The 16,226-nt window shown below is 65.0% G+C and carries 19 protein-coding genes; 10 read left to right on the top strand and 9 right to left on the bottom strand.

From position 1 onward, the window contains the following. The first annotated feature begins 89 nt into the window (after positions 1-89). Positions 90-1,037, top strand: coding sequence for a DNA-3-methyladenine glycosylase family protein (locus tag ACQPZ2_RS43690; RefSeq protein WP_433523662.1), 948 nt, complete (start codon positions 90-92; stop codon positions 1,035-1,037). A gap of 152 nt (positions 1,038-1,189) precedes the next feature. On the opposite strand, the gene ACQPZ2_RS43685 is transcribed toward ACQPZ2_RS43690, so the two are convergent. Further along, positions 1,190-1,396, bottom strand: a complete 207-nt coding sequence (locus ACQPZ2_RS43685) for a hypothetical protein (protein WP_433523661.1) — start codon at positions 1,394-1,396, stop codon at positions 1,190-1,192. Beyond that, positions 1,396-1,686 (bottom strand): hypothetical protein, encoded by a 291-nt coding sequence (locus ACQPZ2_RS43680; protein ID WP_307678042.1) that lies wholly within the window; start codon positions 1,684-1,686, stop codon positions 1,396-1,398. The genes ACQPZ2_RS43685 and ACQPZ2_RS43680 overlap by 1 nt, the downstream gene beginning before the upstream one ends. 560 nt (positions 1,687-2,246) lie before the next feature. Between ACQPZ2_RS43680 and ACQPZ2_RS43675 the strand changes: the two genes are divergently transcribed. The 4 genes from ACQPZ2_RS43675 to ACQPZ2_RS43660 all read left to right on the top strand — a co-directional run bounded on the left by ACQPZ2_RS43675 (position 2,247) and on the right by ACQPZ2_RS43660 (position 3,969). Next, entirely contained in the window at positions 2,247-3,176 is a 930-nt protein-coding gene (locus ACQPZ2_RS43675; RefSeq protein WP_433523660.1) for a helix-turn-helix domain-containing protein, read from the top strand. Beyond that, positions 3,173-3,370: a DUF397 domain-containing protein gene (locus tag ACQPZ2_RS43670; protein WP_397042997.1), complete on the top strand. Its 198-nt coding sequence runs from the start codon at positions 3,173-3,175 to the stop codon at positions 3,368-3,370. The genes ACQPZ2_RS43675 and ACQPZ2_RS43670 overlap by 4 nt, the downstream gene beginning before the upstream one ends. 12 nt (positions 3,371-3,382) lie before the next feature. Further along, the gene (locus ACQPZ2_RS43665; RefSeq protein WP_433523659.1) at positions 3,383-3,610 is read left to right on the top strand and encodes a DUF397 domain-containing protein; all 228 of its coding nucleotides are present in this window, start codon (positions 3,383-3,385) and stop codon (positions 3,608-3,610) included. A 161-nt stretch (positions 3,611-3,771) separates the two neighbouring features. Next, a complete protein-coding gene (locus tag ACQPZ2_RS43660) occupies positions 3,772-3,969 on the top strand; it encodes a hypothetical protein (RefSeq protein ID WP_040697654.1) in 198 nt (65 codons plus the stop codon). A 56-nt stretch (positions 3,970-4,025) separates the two neighbouring features. On the opposite strand, the gene ACQPZ2_RS43655 is transcribed toward ACQPZ2_RS43660, so the two are convergent. The 6 genes from ACQPZ2_RS43655 to ACQPZ2_RS43630 form a co-directional block, all read right to left on the bottom strand. Further along, on the bottom strand, positions 4,026-4,772 hold the full coding sequence (locus ACQPZ2_RS43655; protein ID WP_063042544.1) for a succinate dehydrogenase/fumarate reductase iron-sulfur subunit: 747 nt from the start codon (positions 4,770-4,772) through the stop codon (positions 4,026-4,028). A 2-nt stretch (positions 4,773-4,774) separates the two neighbouring features. Beyond that, the gene (locus ACQPZ2_RS43650) at positions 4,775-6,715 is read right to left on the bottom strand and encodes a fumarate reductase/succinate dehydrogenase flavoprotein subunit (protein WP_433523658.1); all 1,941 of its coding nucleotides are present in this window, start codon (positions 6,713-6,715) and stop codon (positions 4,775-4,777) included. A gap of 30 nt (positions 6,716-6,745) precedes the next feature. Continuing rightward, a complete protein-coding gene (locus tag ACQPZ2_RS43645) occupies positions 6,746-7,576 on the bottom strand; it encodes a hypothetical protein (protein ID WP_063042548.1) in 831 nt (276 codons plus the stop codon). Positions 7,577-7,847: 271 nt separating this feature from the next. Then, positions 7,848-8,135, bottom strand: a complete 288-nt coding sequence (locus ACQPZ2_RS43640) for a hypothetical protein (RefSeq protein ID WP_063042550.1) — start codon at positions 8,133-8,135, stop codon at positions 7,848-7,850. Positions 8,136-8,367: 232 nt separating this feature from the next. Next, positions 8,368-9,375: an alpha/beta fold hydrolase gene (locus ACQPZ2_RS43635; protein WP_433523657.1), complete on the bottom strand. Its 1,008-nt coding sequence runs from the start codon at positions 9,373-9,375 to the stop codon at positions 8,368-8,370. Positions 9,376-9,784: 409 nt separating this feature from the next. Continuing rightward, on the bottom strand, positions 9,785-11,740 hold the full coding sequence (locus tag ACQPZ2_RS43630) for an acyl-CoA dehydrogenase family protein (protein WP_433523656.1): 1,956 nt from the start codon (positions 11,738-11,740) through the stop codon (positions 9,785-9,787). A gap of 309 nt (positions 11,741-12,049) precedes the next feature. Between ACQPZ2_RS43630 and ACQPZ2_RS43625 the strand changes: the two genes are divergently transcribed. The 4 genes from ACQPZ2_RS43625 to ACQPZ2_RS43610 all read left to right on the top strand — a co-directional run bounded on the left by ACQPZ2_RS43625 (position 12,050) and on the right by ACQPZ2_RS43610 (position 14,653). Next, the gene (locus ACQPZ2_RS43625; protein WP_433523655.1) at positions 12,050-13,420 is read left to right on the top strand and encodes a serine/threonine-protein kinase; all 1,371 of its coding nucleotides are present in this window, start codon (positions 12,050-12,052) and stop codon (positions 13,418-13,420) included. Next, positions 13,402-13,908 (top strand): AfsR/SARP family transcriptional regulator, encoded by a 507-nt coding sequence (locus ACQPZ2_RS43620; protein WP_433527728.1) that lies wholly within the window; start codon positions 13,402-13,404, stop codon positions 13,906-13,908. The genes ACQPZ2_RS43625 and ACQPZ2_RS43620 overlap by 19 nt, the downstream gene beginning before the upstream one ends. Positions 13,909-13,977: 69 nt before the next feature. Then, positions 13,978-14,109 carry an FHA domain-containing protein gene (locus ACQPZ2_RS43615; RefSeq protein WP_433527693.1) on the top strand — a complete coding sequence of 44 codons (132 nt, stop codon included), beginning with the start codon at positions 13,978-13,980 and terminating at the stop codon, positions 14,107-14,109. A gap of 106 nt (positions 14,110-14,215) precedes the next feature. After that, positions 14,216-14,653 (top strand): peptidoglycan-binding domain-containing protein, encoded by a 438-nt coding sequence (locus ACQPZ2_RS43610; RefSeq protein WP_433523654.1) that lies wholly within the window; start codon positions 14,216-14,218, stop codon positions 14,651-14,653. Positions 14,654-14,661: 8 nt separating this feature from the next. On the opposite strand, the gene ACQPZ2_RS43605 is transcribed toward ACQPZ2_RS43610, so the two are convergent. Further along, positions 14,662-15,843, bottom strand: coding sequence for an AAA family ATPase (locus tag ACQPZ2_RS43605; RefSeq protein ID WP_433523653.1), 1,182 nt, complete (start codon positions 15,841-15,843; stop codon positions 14,662-14,664). Between the two features lie 93 nt (positions 15,844-15,936). Here ACQPZ2_RS43605 and ACQPZ2_RS43600 point away from each other — a divergent pair, with 93 nt between their 5' ends. Beyond that, positions 15,937-16,203 carry a hypothetical protein gene (locus ACQPZ2_RS43600; protein WP_063042561.1) on the top strand — a complete coding sequence of 89 codons (267 nt, stop codon included), beginning with the start codon at positions 15,937-15,939 and terminating at the stop codon, positions 16,201-16,203. The last annotated feature ends 23 nt before the right edge of the window (positions 16,204-16,226 follow it).

Genomic DNA, 16,226 nt, shown 5'->3' with positions numbered 1-16,226 from the left:
AATCGCACATTCGGACCGAAACAATTGTGAGCCGGGCAACATTCGAGGCCCGCACGCCCGCCGCCCACCTACCGGGGCACAATGGGGCGGTGCGCAATCAGACGGCCGCGCCGGACCTGAACCGGACCGGCCTGACCAGGACGATCACGGCCGAGCGGCCGATCGATCTCGCGCCAACGCTCGCGCCACTGTTCCGCGGCCACGGCGATCCCTGCCACCAGGTCACCCATGACGGCGCGTACTGGCACGCCTCCCGAATGCCGACCGGCCCGGTCACCTACCGCCTGATCCAAGCCGATCGCCACACCGCCGATGCCCGTGCCTGGGGTCCGGGCGCGGCCGAATTCCTCGACGGACTCGACCACATGCTGTGTCTTGACGAGGACGTCTCCGACTTCGCACCCGATCATCCGAAGATCGTCGACGCGCACCGCCGCTTTCCCGGACTGCGCATGCTGCGCACCGGCCTGGTCTTCGAGGCCCTGGTACCCGCCGTGCTGGAACAAAAGGTGCACACCGTCTCCGCCCGCGCATCATGGCGAAAGCTGGTGCGGCAGTTCGGCTCCCCCGCACCCGGCCCAGCACCCGCCGGACTGCTGCTGCCGCCCGACGCCGAGACCTGGCGCAAGATCCCGTCCTGGACCTGGCACCGCGCCAATGTCGGGCCGCAGCGCGCGCAGACGATCGTGCGCGCCGCCCGGGTGGCGGACGCGCTGGAGCGGGCGGCGGCCGAAAGTCCGGCCGAAGCCGCCCGCCGCCTGCGCACGGTGCCCGGTATCGGGGTGTGGACCGCCGCCGAGATCGGGCAGCGCGCCTTCGGTGACGCGGATGCTCTCTCGGTCGGCGACTACCACCTTGCGGCCATCGTCGGCTGGACCCTGCTCGGTGAACCCATCGACGACGACGCGATGGTCGAATATCTGGAACCGCTACGGCCACATCGCTATCGGGCCGTCCGCCTGCTGGAGATCAGCGGTTACGCGCACAAGCCGAAGTTCGGCCCGCGCACCCCGCTCACCGATCACACCTGGCACTGAGCGGATCCGCCGGACAACTCGCTTCGGCAGGCCGTATTTGGTCTGCGCGACAGCGTGCCGTCGATGTGCCAGGGACTCGGCGGTCACCCAGCGCAGGACCCGAATGCAGTCGGCAAGCACCTCCGGGACGCCCGGTGGCTCGGCGGCGGGCCTCATAACGGCAGGGCGCGCTCGTCCAGCACACATTTGCCCGCCTCGACCAGCGCGGTCCGCGCCGCACGGCGGACCCGGCACCGGTCGACGGTGCAGTCGATATGCAACTGCATTGCGGCGTGGGCTTGTTCGATTGTCAGCACACCAGGGTCGTTTCCGCAGGCCAATAGGGATGCGACGGGCATGTGCAGGTTGGTGAGCTGCATCAGGCGACCTCCGCCCGGCGGCGCACCGCGCGGACTTGTCGGGTGTATCGGGAGATCGGTCCCTGATCCCACGGTGCCTGTCGAACGGCCATCCCCAACGCCTCGAGTACGGTCAGGCCGACCTCGTCCGCGAGATCGCCGACCGCGGCGAACAGCGATGGCACCACCTCAGCAACCTTCAGCGCGGCAACCGCCTGGTCGCAGGTCAGCGTACGTCCGGGCAAATAAGAAACCACCCAGCTCTCCTGCCCGACGCTGCGGGCACGATGCGGGGTCAAATCGCTGGTCATCAAGGACGACGCTATGACACTTACAGCCATGACTCCTCGTTCCTACGTGCGATTCCTGCGACGCTCGCGACGCGCCCGGAGGCGGTAGCTTGCGTGACCACGGAGGACGCCGCGAGCGTCGCCATCGAATACTGTGCGCGCCCGGAGGTTTCACAGGAGGAGGGGAAAGGCGCCTGTTCCGCTCCGGGCACACTCCCAGCACACCATCACGGCAGGTCGCGAACAGCATCCTTCGTGGATATCCAAAGATTTGAGGCGAATTCCCAGCACAAAACCCAGCAGGGAAGGGAGGATTCTCCATAGTGGACGAAAGAGCCCTCTGCCCAAGCGAAGTGCCGGGGAACCGAGCTTGTGGGGTCGCCCGGAGCAACCGTTGGGTTTGCATCCGAACTCGCGGCGTGAGCGAGCGCAGCGAGCGAACCATGTAACAGGGCGCATCGCGCACGCCGGAGCCGAGCGTCAGCTAGGCGCGGGCGTGAGCGACGGGCCCGGAGGCGGCAGCCTGCGTAACCACGGAGGGACCCGAGAACGTCGCAGTTGAATACAGAACGGAGCGTGCTGTGTCAGCGAATTCGGCAAGAGCGTCGGAAACCCCGGACCGGCTATCCCCTGAGAACGCCGCCTCCACTCTACCCAGACGCCAGCTCGGCAGGTATCTCCGGGACTGGCGCACCCAGTCGGGTCTCACCATCGCGGAGGCGTCCAGGCTGATGGAGTGGGGCGCAAGCACGTTGCAGCGCTTGGAAAAAGGCCAGGCCGACCGCATCCGAACGATCGACGTCCAAGAATTGTGCCGTATTTACGGCATACCGGACGAATTGTCCGATGGTCTGAAGGGCCTGGCCCAGCAAGCCGCCGTCAAGAGCTGGTGGCATGCCTACGGCGATCTCATCCCCGAAAACTTCGACGTCTATGTCGGTTTGGAGGCATCGGCACAAAAACTCACCTCCTACCAATCCGAAATCGTACTGGGCCTACTTCAGATTGCCGACTACGCCAGGGCGCTCAATCGTCTCGGCTACCCGGATGATTCGGACGCGGAGATCGAGCGCCGGGTCCAATTGCGTATGCAGCGACAGGCTTTGATCATCCGTAAGGTCGCACCGGCGACGGTGAACGTGATCCTGCACGAGTCGGTTTTGCATCGGGTGGTCGGTGGCGCCAAAGTGATGGCGGCGCAGCTACGTCATCTTGCCGATATCAGCACCCAACCCAATATCTCCCTGCGTATTCTGCCGTTCGCGGCCGGTGTTCCGCTCGGAGTGTCCACCGGACCGTTCACAGTTCTCGAATTCGGTATCGATGGCAAAGGCCAGCCGATCGAGCCGCCGGTGGTGTATGCAGAGGGCTTCACGGGGGATCTCTACCTCGAAAGACATGCTGATGTACGGCGGTACGATCGTGCGCACGAGTGCCTCCAGCGCTGCGCGCTGGATATTCAACCCAGTAGACATCTGCTCCGGCAGATAGCGAAGGAGTATGTGGCATGAGTATGGATTTGGTTGGCGCGCAATGGTTCAAGAGCACCCGCAGCGGTGCGGGCAAGGACTGCGTCGAGGTCGCTTTTCTAGCGGGCGGCCGGATCGGCGTACGCGACAGCAAAAATCCCGGTGGACCTGCCCTCGTCTTCGGTACGGGCGCATGGCACGCTTTCACCGCAGGTGTTGCGGGCGGCGAGTTCTGAGGAGTTGCGGGCGTGAGCATCAATGAGGGTGCGAAAGTAGATTTGACCGGCGCGATCTGGCGTAAAGCCGGCGAGGGCGCGGGTAAGGACAGCGTCGAGGTTGCGCTATTGGATGCCGGGCATGTCGCGTTGCGTGACGGTAAGGACCCGGACGGGCCGGTCCTGGTCTTCACCCCCGGTGAGTGGGCCGCTTTCACAGCGGGTGTGCACGATGGTGAGTTCGACCGGCCCGAGTCCTAGGGTGAGCGACCCGGCGGTTGTCGTGCCCGCCGGGTTCGGTCACGTGACGGCAGACCGGTTCCCGCCGTATTGATCAGATCTGCTCGGGAAGATCACGAAATAGCGCAGATTCGACAACGAAACCGCGTTTGCCGAGGGTCATTACGGGTAGCCCACTTCTTGTGGACCGTGGGCTCAAGAGTTCCCATCCCCGGTACAAGAAACTGCGTCCGGGCGATTGGGTGGAATGGCTGATCGTGGCACTGCTTTTCGCGGTGTCCGCGGTCGGTGTGTTCGTCCTGACCGGCTCGTTCCTCTCGGCACTTTTCGTCGGGGTGCTCGTGTGGGTCGTCGCCGTCGGGGTTGTCGCGTTGTTATAAGGGTGCGCCGACCGGCCGGGTAGTCCTACCCCGGCCGGTGGTCCAGTATCGGTTGATCAGCGCCGGAAAAGCTTGTTGCCCAACCAGACCAGCGGATCGTACTTCTTGTCCGCCACCCGCTCCTTCATCGGAATCAGGGCATTATCGGTGATCTTGATGTGCTCGGGGCAGACCTCGGTACAGCATTTGGTGATATTGCAGAGCCCGAGCCCCTGCTCTTCCTGAGCCAGATCGCGACGGTCGGCCACATCGAGCGGATGCATCTCCAATTCGGCTATCCGCATCAGGAACCGCGGACCGGCGAACGACTCCTTGTTCTCCTCGTGGTCGCGGACCACGTGACAGGTGTTCTGGCACAGGAAACATTCGATGCACTTGCGGAACTCCTGGGAGCGCTCCACATCGACCTGCTGCATCCGGTAGTCGCCCGGCTTCAGGTCATCCGGCGGGGTGAAAGATGGTATCTCCCTTGCCTTCTGGTAGTTGAACGACACATCGGTCACCAGATCGCGGATCACCGGGAAGGTGCGCATCGGCGTGACGGTGATCAGCTCGTCCGGCTGGAAGGTCGACATCCGGGTCATGCACAGCAGCCGCGGCCGACCGTTCACCTCGGCTGAACACGAACCGCATTTGCCCGCTTTACAATTCCACCGCACCGCGAGATCCGGGGCCTGGGTGGCCTGCAGCCGGTGGATGATGTCGAGCACCACCTCGCCCTCGTTCACCAGGACGGTGAAGTCGTGCAGTTCCCCGCCGTCGATATCACCGCGCCACACGCGGAATTTGGCGTCGTAACCCATTCTTACGCCTCGCCTTCCGTGGCCGAAACCGAACCTGCCGGATGGGAGGCGAGATCGGCTGAGTTGTAATACTTTTCGAGCTCACCCAGATCGAAGAGCGCGAGCAGATCGTCGCGCATCGGGATCTGGTCCTCCGGGGTGACCCGCACGCCGGGCACCGGTCCGTCCGCATCCGCGGAATCGACCGCGCACACCAGCAGCTTGTTGCGCCACTCCGGATCCATGGCGGGGAAGTCGTCGCGGGTGTGTCCGCCGCGACTCTCGGTGCGCAATAGCGCAGCCTGCGCGACACATTCGCTGATCAGCAGCATATTGCGCAGGTCGAGGGCGAGATGCCAGCCCGGGTTGAACTGCCGGTGCCCCTCCACGGTCACACTGTTGAAGCGGGTCCGCAATTCGGCGAGGCGCTCGATCGCCTCCTGCAGTTCGTGTTCCTTGCGGATGATGCCGACCAGGTCGTTCATGGCCTGCTGCAGATCGGTGTGCAGGGTGTACGGGTTCTCCCCGCTCCCTTCGGCGGGCGGATCGAACGGCGCCACAGCGGCTTTCGCAGCCGCATCGATATCGGCATCGGCCACTGCGGGGCGCTCGGACAGTTGTTCGACGTAGGTCGCCGCGCCGAGTCCGGCCCGTCGGCCGAATACCAGTAGATCGGACAGCGAATTGCCGCCGAGCCGGTTCGAGCCGTGCATACCGCCGGAACACTCACCCGCGGCGAACAAGCCGGGCACGGTCGCCGCGCCGGTGTCCGGATCGACCTCGATTCCGCCCATCACGTAGTGGCACGTCGGGCCGACCTCCATCGGTTCCTTCGTAATATCCACGTCCGCAAGTTCTTTGAACTGATGGTGCATCGAGGGCAGCCGCCGCCGGATCTCTTCGGCGGGCAGTCGCGAGGCGATATCCAGGTACACGCCACCGTGTTCGGTGCCGCGTCCCGCCTTCACCTCCGAGTTGATGGCGCGGGCCACTTCGTCGCGCGGCAGCAGATCCGGCGTGCGGCGCGCGGAGTCGTTATCGCGCAACCACTGATCGGCCTCTTCCTCGGTCTCGGCGTACTGCCCCTTGAAGACCGGCGGAATGTACTCGAACATGAACCGCTTGCCTTCGGTGTTCTTGAGCACGCCACCGTCACCGCGCACACCCTCGGTGACCAGAATGCCCTTCACACTGGGCGGCCAGACCATGCCGGTCGGATGGAACTGCAGGAACTCCATATTGATCAGCGTCGCGCCTGCCCGCAGGGCCAGCGCGTGGCCGTCACCGGTGTACTCCCACGAGTTCGAGGTGACCTTGTAGGACTTGCCGATGCCGCCGGTCGCGACCACCACGGCGGGCGCCTCGAACAGCACGAACCGGCCGGACTCGCGCCAGTACCCGAACGCACCGGCGATCCGGTCGCCGTCCTTGAGCAATTCGGTGATGGTGCATTCGGCGAAAACCTTGATGCGCGACTCGTAGTCGCCCGTCTCCGCGAAATCCTCCTGCTGCAGCGAAACGATCTTCTGCTGCATGGTCCGGATGATCTCGAGTCCGGTGCGGTCGCCGACGTGCGCCAGCCGCGGGTAGGTGTGGCCACCGAAGTTGCGCTGGCTGATCCGGCCGTCAGCGGTCCGATCGAACAGCGCCCCATAGCTTTCCAGTTCCCACACCCGGTCGGGCGCCTCCTGGGCGTGCAGTTCGGCCATGCGCCAGTTGTTGAGGAACTTGCCTCCGCGCATGGTGTCCTTGAAATGGACTTGCCAGTTGTCCTTTTCATTGGCATTACCCATCGAGGCGGCGCATCCGCCCTCGGCCATCACGGTGTGTGCCTTACCGAACAACGACTTGCACACCACCGCGACGGAGAGACCGTGTTCGCGTGCTTCGATCACCGCGCGCAGTCCGGCGCCCCCGGCACCGATGACGACGACGTCGTACTTGTGCCGTTCCACTTCTGGCATGGCCGCGAAACTCCTGGTTTGTGAGGGCGGTTAGTTGATGAACCGCAGATCCGAAATCGTGTCGCTGGCAACCAACATCACGTAGAAGTCGGTCAGCACGAGCGTGCCGAGGGTGGTCCAGGCCAGCGCCATGTGCCGGGTATTGAGCTTGGAGACCTGGGTCCAGAACCAGTACCGCACCGGGTGGGCGGAGAAGTGCTTGAGCTTGCCGCCCATGATGTGCCTGCAGGAATGGCACGACAGCGTGTAGGCCCACAGCAGCACCACATTGCCGACCAGGACGATATTGCCGAGACCGAAGCCGAAACCGCCGGTCTTGCCGTGGAACGCGGTGATCGCGTCATAGGTGTTGATCAGCGAAACCAGCACGGCCACATAGAAGAAGTAGCGGTGCACGTTCTGGATGATCAGCGGCAGTTTGGTCTCGCCGGTGTACTTGGCGTGCGGTTCGGCTACTGCGCATGCGGGCGGGGAAAACCACACCGCGCGGTAGTAGGCCTTGCGGTAGTAGTAGCAGGTGAGCCGGAACCCGAGCAGGAACGGCAGCACCAGGAAGCCCAGCGGCAGGATGGCCGGGATGTGGCCGAACCATGCGCCGAAATGGCTGGAGCCCTCGACGCAGTCGCTGCTCACGCACGGTGAGTAGAACGGGGTCAGGTAGTGGTACTCCGGAACCCAATATGCCGTTCGCACATACGATCTGATCGTCGCGTAGGTGACGAAAGCGGCTAGTCCGACGGCGGTTACCAGCGGTGGGACCCACCACCGGTCGGTACGCAGGGTGCGCGTGGAGATGGCGGCCCTGGTCTTGCTGAAGACGCCGGTGCCCGTTTCCGGGGCGGCGGTCGGTGCGGCACTCACAGGTGGATGCCTCGCTGATCTGCTGTGCGGATGGTCCGCGCGACCTCCGCAATCGAATGTGATGCTGAGCACCATACGACACCCCCGCTATGGCTCGAGCGGGGTCCCGGCAAAGCCGACCCGCCTGGGGGGCCGTGATTTCTGCCACATTCGATCGAGGTTTGGTCGCCACCCGGGGTGGTGAATCCGTTACACCGCGCAGATCAGGGCGGTATTGCGAGCGCATACGGTCGCGGGCCCGCTCGACGGCGAGCCGGGTCCGCGAACCGGATTACTTTGTGCGCGGGCGGGAATGGAAGCCGAGGCCCTCGTCCTGTGCGCCCATCCACGCGGCTTCGTCGGATTTGCTGTCCGGTACGTAGATGGTCTCTTGCGGACGGCGCGTAATCTCCTGCGGCGGCGACTGCTCGAGTTCGTCGGCATCGATGACGAGCCGCTCGAGGTCGTTTTCCAGTCGTCGCACCGAATTGGCGTCGCCGTAGTGGGAGCGCAGTGCGCCGATGGATTGCCGGAGCTGGCCGACCGCGTAGCGCAGTTCCGCTATGTCGCTGCGTGTCATCGATACCTCCTGTGTTCCTTGGCGGACAGACGAACTCGATGGGTAGCGATGGGTTCCATGGTCTGCCTGGTAACGCGCTCTACCGAGTCGTGTGACTCACCACACAACGTGATCTTTAACACAGTACGTGAGGAATTCGGTTTTGGCTCGTGGTGCCCACAATTTCGGTGGTTCGCCCGAAGGTTGCCGGGGGTTGGCTGCCGTCCAGTTGTGTGTTCCGACGAACGGTTCGTCAGCTGGCGGTGGCGTACTCGGGGCCGTGCCCGTGCATAGCGGTGATGGCCCGGTCGACCAGCGCGACGATGGACAACGCCACCTCCTCGGCCCGCTCCAGATGCACGCTGTGGCCCGCGCCCTCGAGCCGGACCAACTCCGAGCCCGCCAGTTGCGAGGCGAGTACCACCGAATGTGCGAAGGGCACAACGATGTCGGCCGACCCGGCCAGCACCAGCGCCGGAATGCCGCCGAGGTGGTGCAGCGATGCGGTCTCGTCGAAGGTCATCAGCGAGGTCAGGAAGCTCGACATGGTGAGCAGCGGGGTGTCGTTCATCATCGCCGCGGCCACCGCGACCATGCGCGGATTCGTCCGCTTGGTGCCCATATTCGCCTCGCGGGCGATCGGCTCGAAGATCCGGCGGGAAAGACGCTTCGAGGCCTGCATGAATCGGGGCGCTCGCAGCACCGCGAGCTGAAACGAGCTCACCGCGCGCCGATTCAGGAAACGGCCGAGGCCGACCTCGGTGATGCCATTGGCCGCACCCGCGATGAGGCCGACGCCGACCACCCGGGTGCCGATGGTCGCCGGGAACAGCCGGGCGTAGGCGAGGGTGACCATCGCGCCCATCGAATGTCCGATGAGGATGATCGGGCCGGTCGGCACGACCGCCCGCAGCACGGCGTCGAGGTCGTGGCCGAGTTGCTCGATGGTGTAGGTCGAGGGATGGGCAACGCCGGATTCGCCGTGGCCGCGGTGGTCGTAGAAGACCATCCGTACGTCCGAACCGGTGTACTTACCCGCCCCGCCGGCTTCGCCGGCTGCCATCCCCAATTGCCGCAACAGTTGATCGCGCAGGAATGACCAGGACTCGGCGCGCAGACAGTGACCGTGCGCGAAAACGACGGTCAGTTGAGCATCGTCGGCGCCGAAGGTGCGGACCGCGATCGGGGTGCCGTCGTCGGCCGATACCGTCATCCGGTGGCCGTCGTAGTCGGCGGCTCGGCGGGCAGTCGTCGTGGACATGACGATTCTCCTGTGTCTGGTAGGACACCCGGTTCGGAGCGTTCTTGCCCGGTTGTCGGGCGGAATTCCCGCCCTGTTAGCGCGCCATACCGTCCGTTATGTACGCGTTGTCCAACTGACGCCGCTGATCGACCTGGCCCGGGCGCACGAGCCCGTGGATCGGTAAATCTATGAATGGATAGGTCAGGCGCTAGATTCCGGTAGACGTCCATGATCGACCCGTGGCATTGCCGCCTATCGGGTAATCGATCGGATCTCCTAGAGTCCGCTAGAAATTGTTATGGGACCGTAACCATACGTCGAGTATCGGAATTATGTCTATATCTAGAAATTTTGCGAGATATATGAATACTCATCACGCGACGAGCCGTCACCCATGCCTGGGTGACGGCTCGTCGCGGTTGCGCGCCTAGGTGCCCGCGTGGCTGCGGGTCGACGGTAGGAACGGTCGCAGCAGGTTGGTCTCGGTCGACGGACCCACCTGCCATTCGGCGATCCACGGTCCGGTGCCCTCGCTCGGATCGAAGATGCCATCCTCGAGCCACTCGTAGCGGCCGTCGAGGATGTGGCGGGTGAGGGTGCGATCGTCGTCATCGGTGTTGTCCCACAGCGCGTCGAACAACTTCTTGACCCGGATCCGCGACTGCCTGCTGAAGGTATCGGCCAATTCCTCGGCGGCCTTGGCCTCCGGCGCACCCGCGGTCCGCAGTGCCTGCGCGCGCACGCAGGCGGCCGAGATCGCGAACAACTCCGCGGCGATATCGACGATGCGGCCGAGGAAGTTCTGCCGGTATTCCAGTCCGGCCTGCCAGCGCGCCATCGCGTACATCAGCGATCTGGCCTGCTTGCGGGCGCTGCGCTCGACGAAGCGCAAATGCCGTGCCAGCGGCCCGAATTCGGCATAGCTCGCGGGCACCGTGCCCGCGCCGACGGCCAATTGCGGGAACCACTTGGCATAGAAACCACCCGCGCCGACCGCCGCCTTGGCCTTGTCCTTGAACTCCGCGTTCCGATCGACCAGCGCACCAGCCGCGGCCATATGGGCATCGGCCATCTCCCTGGCGACCAGCAGTCGCATGATTTCGCTGGACCCCTCGAAAATACGGTTGATCCGCAGATCGCGGACCAGCTGTTCGGCCCCGACCGCGCGCTCACCGCGGGCCCGCAGCGACGCCGCCGTCTCGTAGCCCCGGCCGCCGCGGATCTGCACGAGTTCGTCGGCGATCTGGCAGCTCATTTCGCTGGCCCAGAGCTTGGCCAGGGCCGCTTCGATACGGATATCGTTGCGGGCCTCGTCGCACATGGTGGCCGAAAGGTCGAGTGCGGCCTCGAGTGCGTAGGTGGTGGCCGCGATGAAGGAGATCTTCTCCCCGACCGCCTCGTGCTCGCCGACCGGCCGACCCCACTGCACCCGCTGCGTGCACCACTGCCTGGCGATCTTCAGCGACCATTTCGAGGCGGCCGTGCACAGCGCCGGGATGGCGAGGCGGCCGGCATTCAGCGTGGTCAGCGCGATTTTCAGGCCGTCGCCCTCGCGCCCGACCAGGTTGCGCTTTGGTACCCGGACGTTGTGCAGGCGCGTGACACCGTTCTCGATGCCGCGCAAGCCCATGAACGAATTGCGTCGCTCCACCGTGATGCCGGGCGAATCGGCCTCCACGATGAAGGCCGAGATGCCGCCGCGGTGGCCCTCGCTCTTGGGAATCCTGGCCATGACCACCAGCAGTTCGGCGACCACGCCATTGGTGGTCCACAGCTTCACGCCGTTGATCTCATAGGCCTCGCCGTCCGCGGTCGGAGTCGCGGTGCTGGCCATGCGGGCCGGATCGGAGCCGACATCGGGTTCGGTGAGCAGGAACGCGCTGACCGCGCCCGCCGCGCAGCGGGGCAGGAATTCGGCCTTCTGCTCCGGGGTGCCCGCTAGCTTCAGAGGTTCGGGGACGCCGATCGACTGGTGCGCCGAAAGCAGGACCCCGAGGCTGGGGTGCGCGGACCCGACCAGCATCAGGGCCCGGTTGTAGCCGACCTGGGAAAGGCCCTGGCCGCCGTACTCCTCCGGGATCTTCAGGCCGAAGCAGCCGAGTTCGGCCAGACCCTTCACGTACTCGTCCGGAATCTTGGACTCCGCCTCGATGACGCTGCCGTCCAGCGATTCGCAGAACGGCCGCAGCCGGGCCAGATAGGCCTCGGTGCGCGCGGCGTCCTCGTCGCTGGGCTGGGGATAGGGGTGGATCAGATCGAGCCGGAATCGTCCCAGAAACATCTCCTTGGCGAACGATGGTTTGGCCCAACTGGTTTCGCGGGACTCCTCGACCAGTGCGCGGGCCTGTTCTTCGGTGGCGTCGACTTTCGCGGTTGTCGCCATGATGTCCTCCTCGGACGTGATCAGGATCACATAAGAGTGTAGGAGGGTTTGTTACCGGCCGGTAGATGTTCGGGTAGAGCGTTATCTATCAATCTCTAATGATCTTGATAGACGGGGAGATGTGCCGTAGCGATTGCTTGTAGGTCGCTTGAAGGGTCAGCAGCGATTGCTTGCAGGTCGCTCGAAAGGGTCGGCTGACACTTGCCGTGTGCCGGGTGGCCCGAGTTGTCTTGACACCAAGCTTCGGATGTGGGGTAGTGGGCTGAAACGTGCCGGACAACGTGGTCCGAATTCCCTTGGAGGGTGGGGATGTCATTGCGGCCCGGGCAGGTATTCGCAGGGTATTCGATTGTGCGGCCCCTCGGTTCCGGCGGAATGGGGGCGGTCTATCTGGCCGATGATCCGGCCCTGCCGAGGCAGGTGGCACTCAAGGTACTAGCCAAGAATCTCGGGGCTAATCAACGTTATCGCAGCATCTTCCGGCGCGAGGCCGATCTGGTGTGCCGCCTGGACCATCCGAATGTCGTTTCGGTCTACAACCGGGGCGAGGAGGGCGAGGCCCTGTGGATGGCGATGCAGTATGTGGATGGCACCGATGCGGGCGAACTCATGCACTCCGAGCCCGGCGGATTGGCGCCGAACCGGGCGGCGCGCATCGTGTGCGAGGCCGCGAAGGGGCTGCATCACGCGCATGAGCAGAATCTGCTGCACCGCGATGTCAAACCGTCGAACATCCTGGTCGCCGACGGCGTCGACGGTGAACGCGTGCTGGTCGCCGATTTCGGGCTGGCCCGTACCGTCGAGGATGCCGCGACGGTCACCGAAACGGGTTGGCGCGCTTGCACTCCCGCCTTCGCCGCGCCCGAGGTGCTGCGCGGTCTCGCGGTCGATCGCCGGGCGGATATCTATTCTCTCGGCGCCACCTTGCTGGCGCTGCTGACCGGCGCGAATCCGAATGGAGGTTCGCCGTCGCCCGCAGGCACCCGAACGGTGCGGGACACGCTCGCGCCGACTCGAGTGCGTCCGGATGTGCCGCCGGCGCTGGAAGAGGTCATCGTGCGGGCGATGGCGGCGGAGCCGGAGCGGCGGTATCAGACCTGTGAGGAATTCGCGCGGGCCGTCGAGCTGGCGGTCAGCGATACCGAACGCTGGCCGTACCGGTGGGGGCTGTCCGGCCTGGTGCGTCGTCCGCGTGGCCGCATCGCCGCGCTCGGGGCGATCGCTGTCGTTGTCGTGGCAGCAGTGCTGACCGCTGTCTGGCCGACTCCGCATCGATCCGATGGCGCGACCGCGACGACGGTGCCGCAGACGAGCGCTGCGAAGACGGGCCTGCTGCGGTGCTATTGGCGGGCGCGGGTACCGATCGGCACCGACTTCTATCTCGAATTGCCCAGCGGGGCAGCCGATCACGACGATTCTCGCTGCGCGCTCAATGACGGTGATCGAGGCGATTCGGTGCTGGCCTTGCGGCAGGCGCTGACCATGTGCCACGGCATCGAACTGGATGCGACAACGGTGTACGACACCCCGATGAAGCGCGCCATTCGGCATCTGCAGGTCGACTACGGCGCCGCGGTCGACGGCATCTACGGACCGGAGACGCGGGCGAAAGCCATCCAGTGGCCGGTATTTCGGGTCGCCGACGGCGCCTTCGACGGCCGATGCGCACCGGCGCCATGACACCCGGTGCCGAGACGCCGCTCGATGTACGCATCCTCGGTCCGGTTCGGTGGTACGTCCTGGGTCGTCCGCTCGCCGTCGGCGGACCGCTGACCAGGGCGATGCTCGCGGTTCTGGTCGTCAACCGGGGCAATGCCACCTTGCCGCCGCGGTTGGCGAACACCATCTGGGATGGTGACCCGCCGCCCAGTTTTCGCGCGAACCTGCACAGTCGCATCGCCGAACTGCGCGCAACGCCGCAGGCCGCCGATGTGACCGCGACCGCGATATTGCGCACCGACAGTTCCGGCAACTACTACCTCGATATTCGCGACGAGCAATGCGATCTCGGCCGTTTCGAACCGGGGCCGAATTCGCTTGCGTCTCGGTGTGGATACCGATGGATCCGCGCTGCTGGAGACGCTCGGCCACGTGCTGTTGTACGTCGACGACGGCAGGCGATTCGAGGTGACCGGGGCGGGTATGACGATCGGTCGCAGTGCGGATAACGACATCCGGCTCGAGGATGTGAAGACCAGTCGGCGGCACGCGAGCGTTGTGTTAGTGCTGCGGTCCGGATCGAGGATCGTGGGTCGGCCAATGGCGTGTTCGTCAATGACCTGCGCATTCGGGGTCGGGCCGCGCTGGTGCACGGGGACCGCATCCGGATCGGATCGGTGACGCTCGAGGTGCGGCGGCCGCTGGCCTGAGCTGCGGGCGTGAGTACTTCGTTGGTCTGTCATTGGTCGCGCTTCCTAACTTGGCGCTACCAGCTTCGCCAGCAGGGGTGAGGCTTCGCGCACCACGAGGAACATCATGTACGCAGCACAGCTTTCCGGCGCTCATCGGATTCGCCGGGCGATTGCCGCGGCGGCCATCGGGGTTGCGGCGGTGGCCGGAACCGCCGCTATCGCCGCGCCCGCACACGCCGAGGTCCAGTACCCGGCGTCGATCAATCAGTGTCTTGCGGCCAAACCGACCTTGAAGGAGGGGGTGCGCAATCAGGGACCCTGTGTGGCGGCGGTGCAGGCATTCCTCACCTACAGCTATGGCAACGGCCAGGTTGATGTCGACGGTAAGTTCGGTCCGAAGACCAAGGCCGCGGTGCGGAACTTTCAACGGGCCGTTGGCATTTACGACGACGGAGTGGTCGGTCCCGTCACCTGGCGGTCGCTGCAGAATGCCTGCACCGCACAGGGGAAGTCGCTGGAGGGGAATTGCGACTACCGGTATCCACTTCCGCTGCCGTTCTGAGCTTTCGGCTACACGCTGCGCAGATAGCGGCCGAAGTGCGGCACCGTGAACCCGATGGTGCCGCGCTCGGCCGAATAGATCAGTCCCTTCTTGATCAGACCGTCGCGGGCCGGTGACAGCGAGGCGGGTTTGCGGCCGAGCTCACTGGCCACCGCCGCGGTCGGCACCGGACCGTCGTCGCCCGCTAAATCGGCCATGGCGCGCATATATTCGCGTTCGGCGGGGGTGGCGCGCTCGTACCGGGAACCGAAGAATCCGACGGCCAGTTCCTCTTCGGCGCTCGGCGCCGCCACCTCGACATCCTCGGCGGTGATCGGGCTTTCGGGCGCCTGATCCCAAGCGGCTTTGCCGTAGGCCTGCACGAAGTACGGATAGCCATCCGCCCTCTGGTACAGGGCATCCAGTGCTTCCTCGGTGAACTTCACCTCTTCGCGCTCGGCCGGTGCGATGAGGGCTTGATCCGCCGATTCGCGATCCAGCCGGTCGATGCGGTGGTAGCTGAACAGTCGCTCGGAGTAGCTCTTCGAGGCGGACAGCACCGCGGGTAGGTGCGGGAGCCCGGCGCCGACCACGATCAAAGGTGCGGTGTCCTGGCTCAATTCGTGACAGGCGCCGCATATCGCGGAGATATCGGCGGGACCGAGATCCTGCATTTCGTCGATGAAGACCGCGATGCCGACGTTGATATCGCTGGCCAGCGCGGCCGCCTCCTTGAGCAGCTCGATCAGATCGATCTCGATATCGCCGGAGTCGGCGCGACCGGTCACCGCGGGCACGTCGATCCCCGGCTGCCAGCGCTCCCGCATGCCCTTATCGGCGGTGGAGCGCAGCGCGAAAGCCTTGAGTATGCCCAGGAAGTCGTCGACGCGCTCCTGGTTGCGATGTGTCATGGCTATCGCGCGGACGGCCATATGCAGTGCCGACGACAGCGGGCGGCGCAGTTCCTGATCCGGGCGGGCCTCGATTTTGCCTGTACCCCAACCGCGCGAGCCCGCGGCAGAGCGAAGTTGGTTGAGCAGCACGGTCTTTCCGACACCGCGCAACCCGGTGAGCATGACGCTGCGTTCCGGCCGACCACGCGCGATCCGCTCCAGCACAACGTCGAAGGCCTTGAGTTGCTTATCGCGCCCGGCCAATTCGGGTGGGCGCTGTCCGGCTCCGGGAGCATACGGATTCCGCACGGGGTCCATGCCCAGACACCGTAGCGCGTTTCGTCAGCCGAATCTGGCCATATATAAGGCGTGTCCTAGATATTGCTAGCAAACTGTCGCATGCTGAGGGGCATGCCCACGGAACCACTCCCCACCCTTGCCGAGTTGGTCGAGTCATGGAAAGTTCCCGCCGAAGCCCCTGTGGCAGGCCACATCCGGTCCAATATTCTGGAGGCGATCGAAGGCGGCCTCGACGATCCGCAACTCGTCGCGGATATCGCGGTGGGTCCGCTGGTGGTGGCTCTCGGTCGGCTGGAGGTCGGCCTGGCCGATGCGCGGCGGCGGATCGATGAACTGGAGCGGGCGCTCGATCAGCGGAGTGCCGGATCCGACGGGTAGCAAGCGGTGGATCGCGAATCCGG

Source organism: Nocardia pseudovaccinii (assembly GCF_050942345.1).
Taxonomy (GTDB): domain Bacteria; phylum Actinomycetota; class Actinomycetes; order Mycobacteriales; family Mycobacteriaceae; genus Nocardia; species Nocardia pseudovaccinii.
Note: the sequence above shows the minus strand (reverse complement) of the source record. Positions and strands in the feature narration are given on the sequence as shown.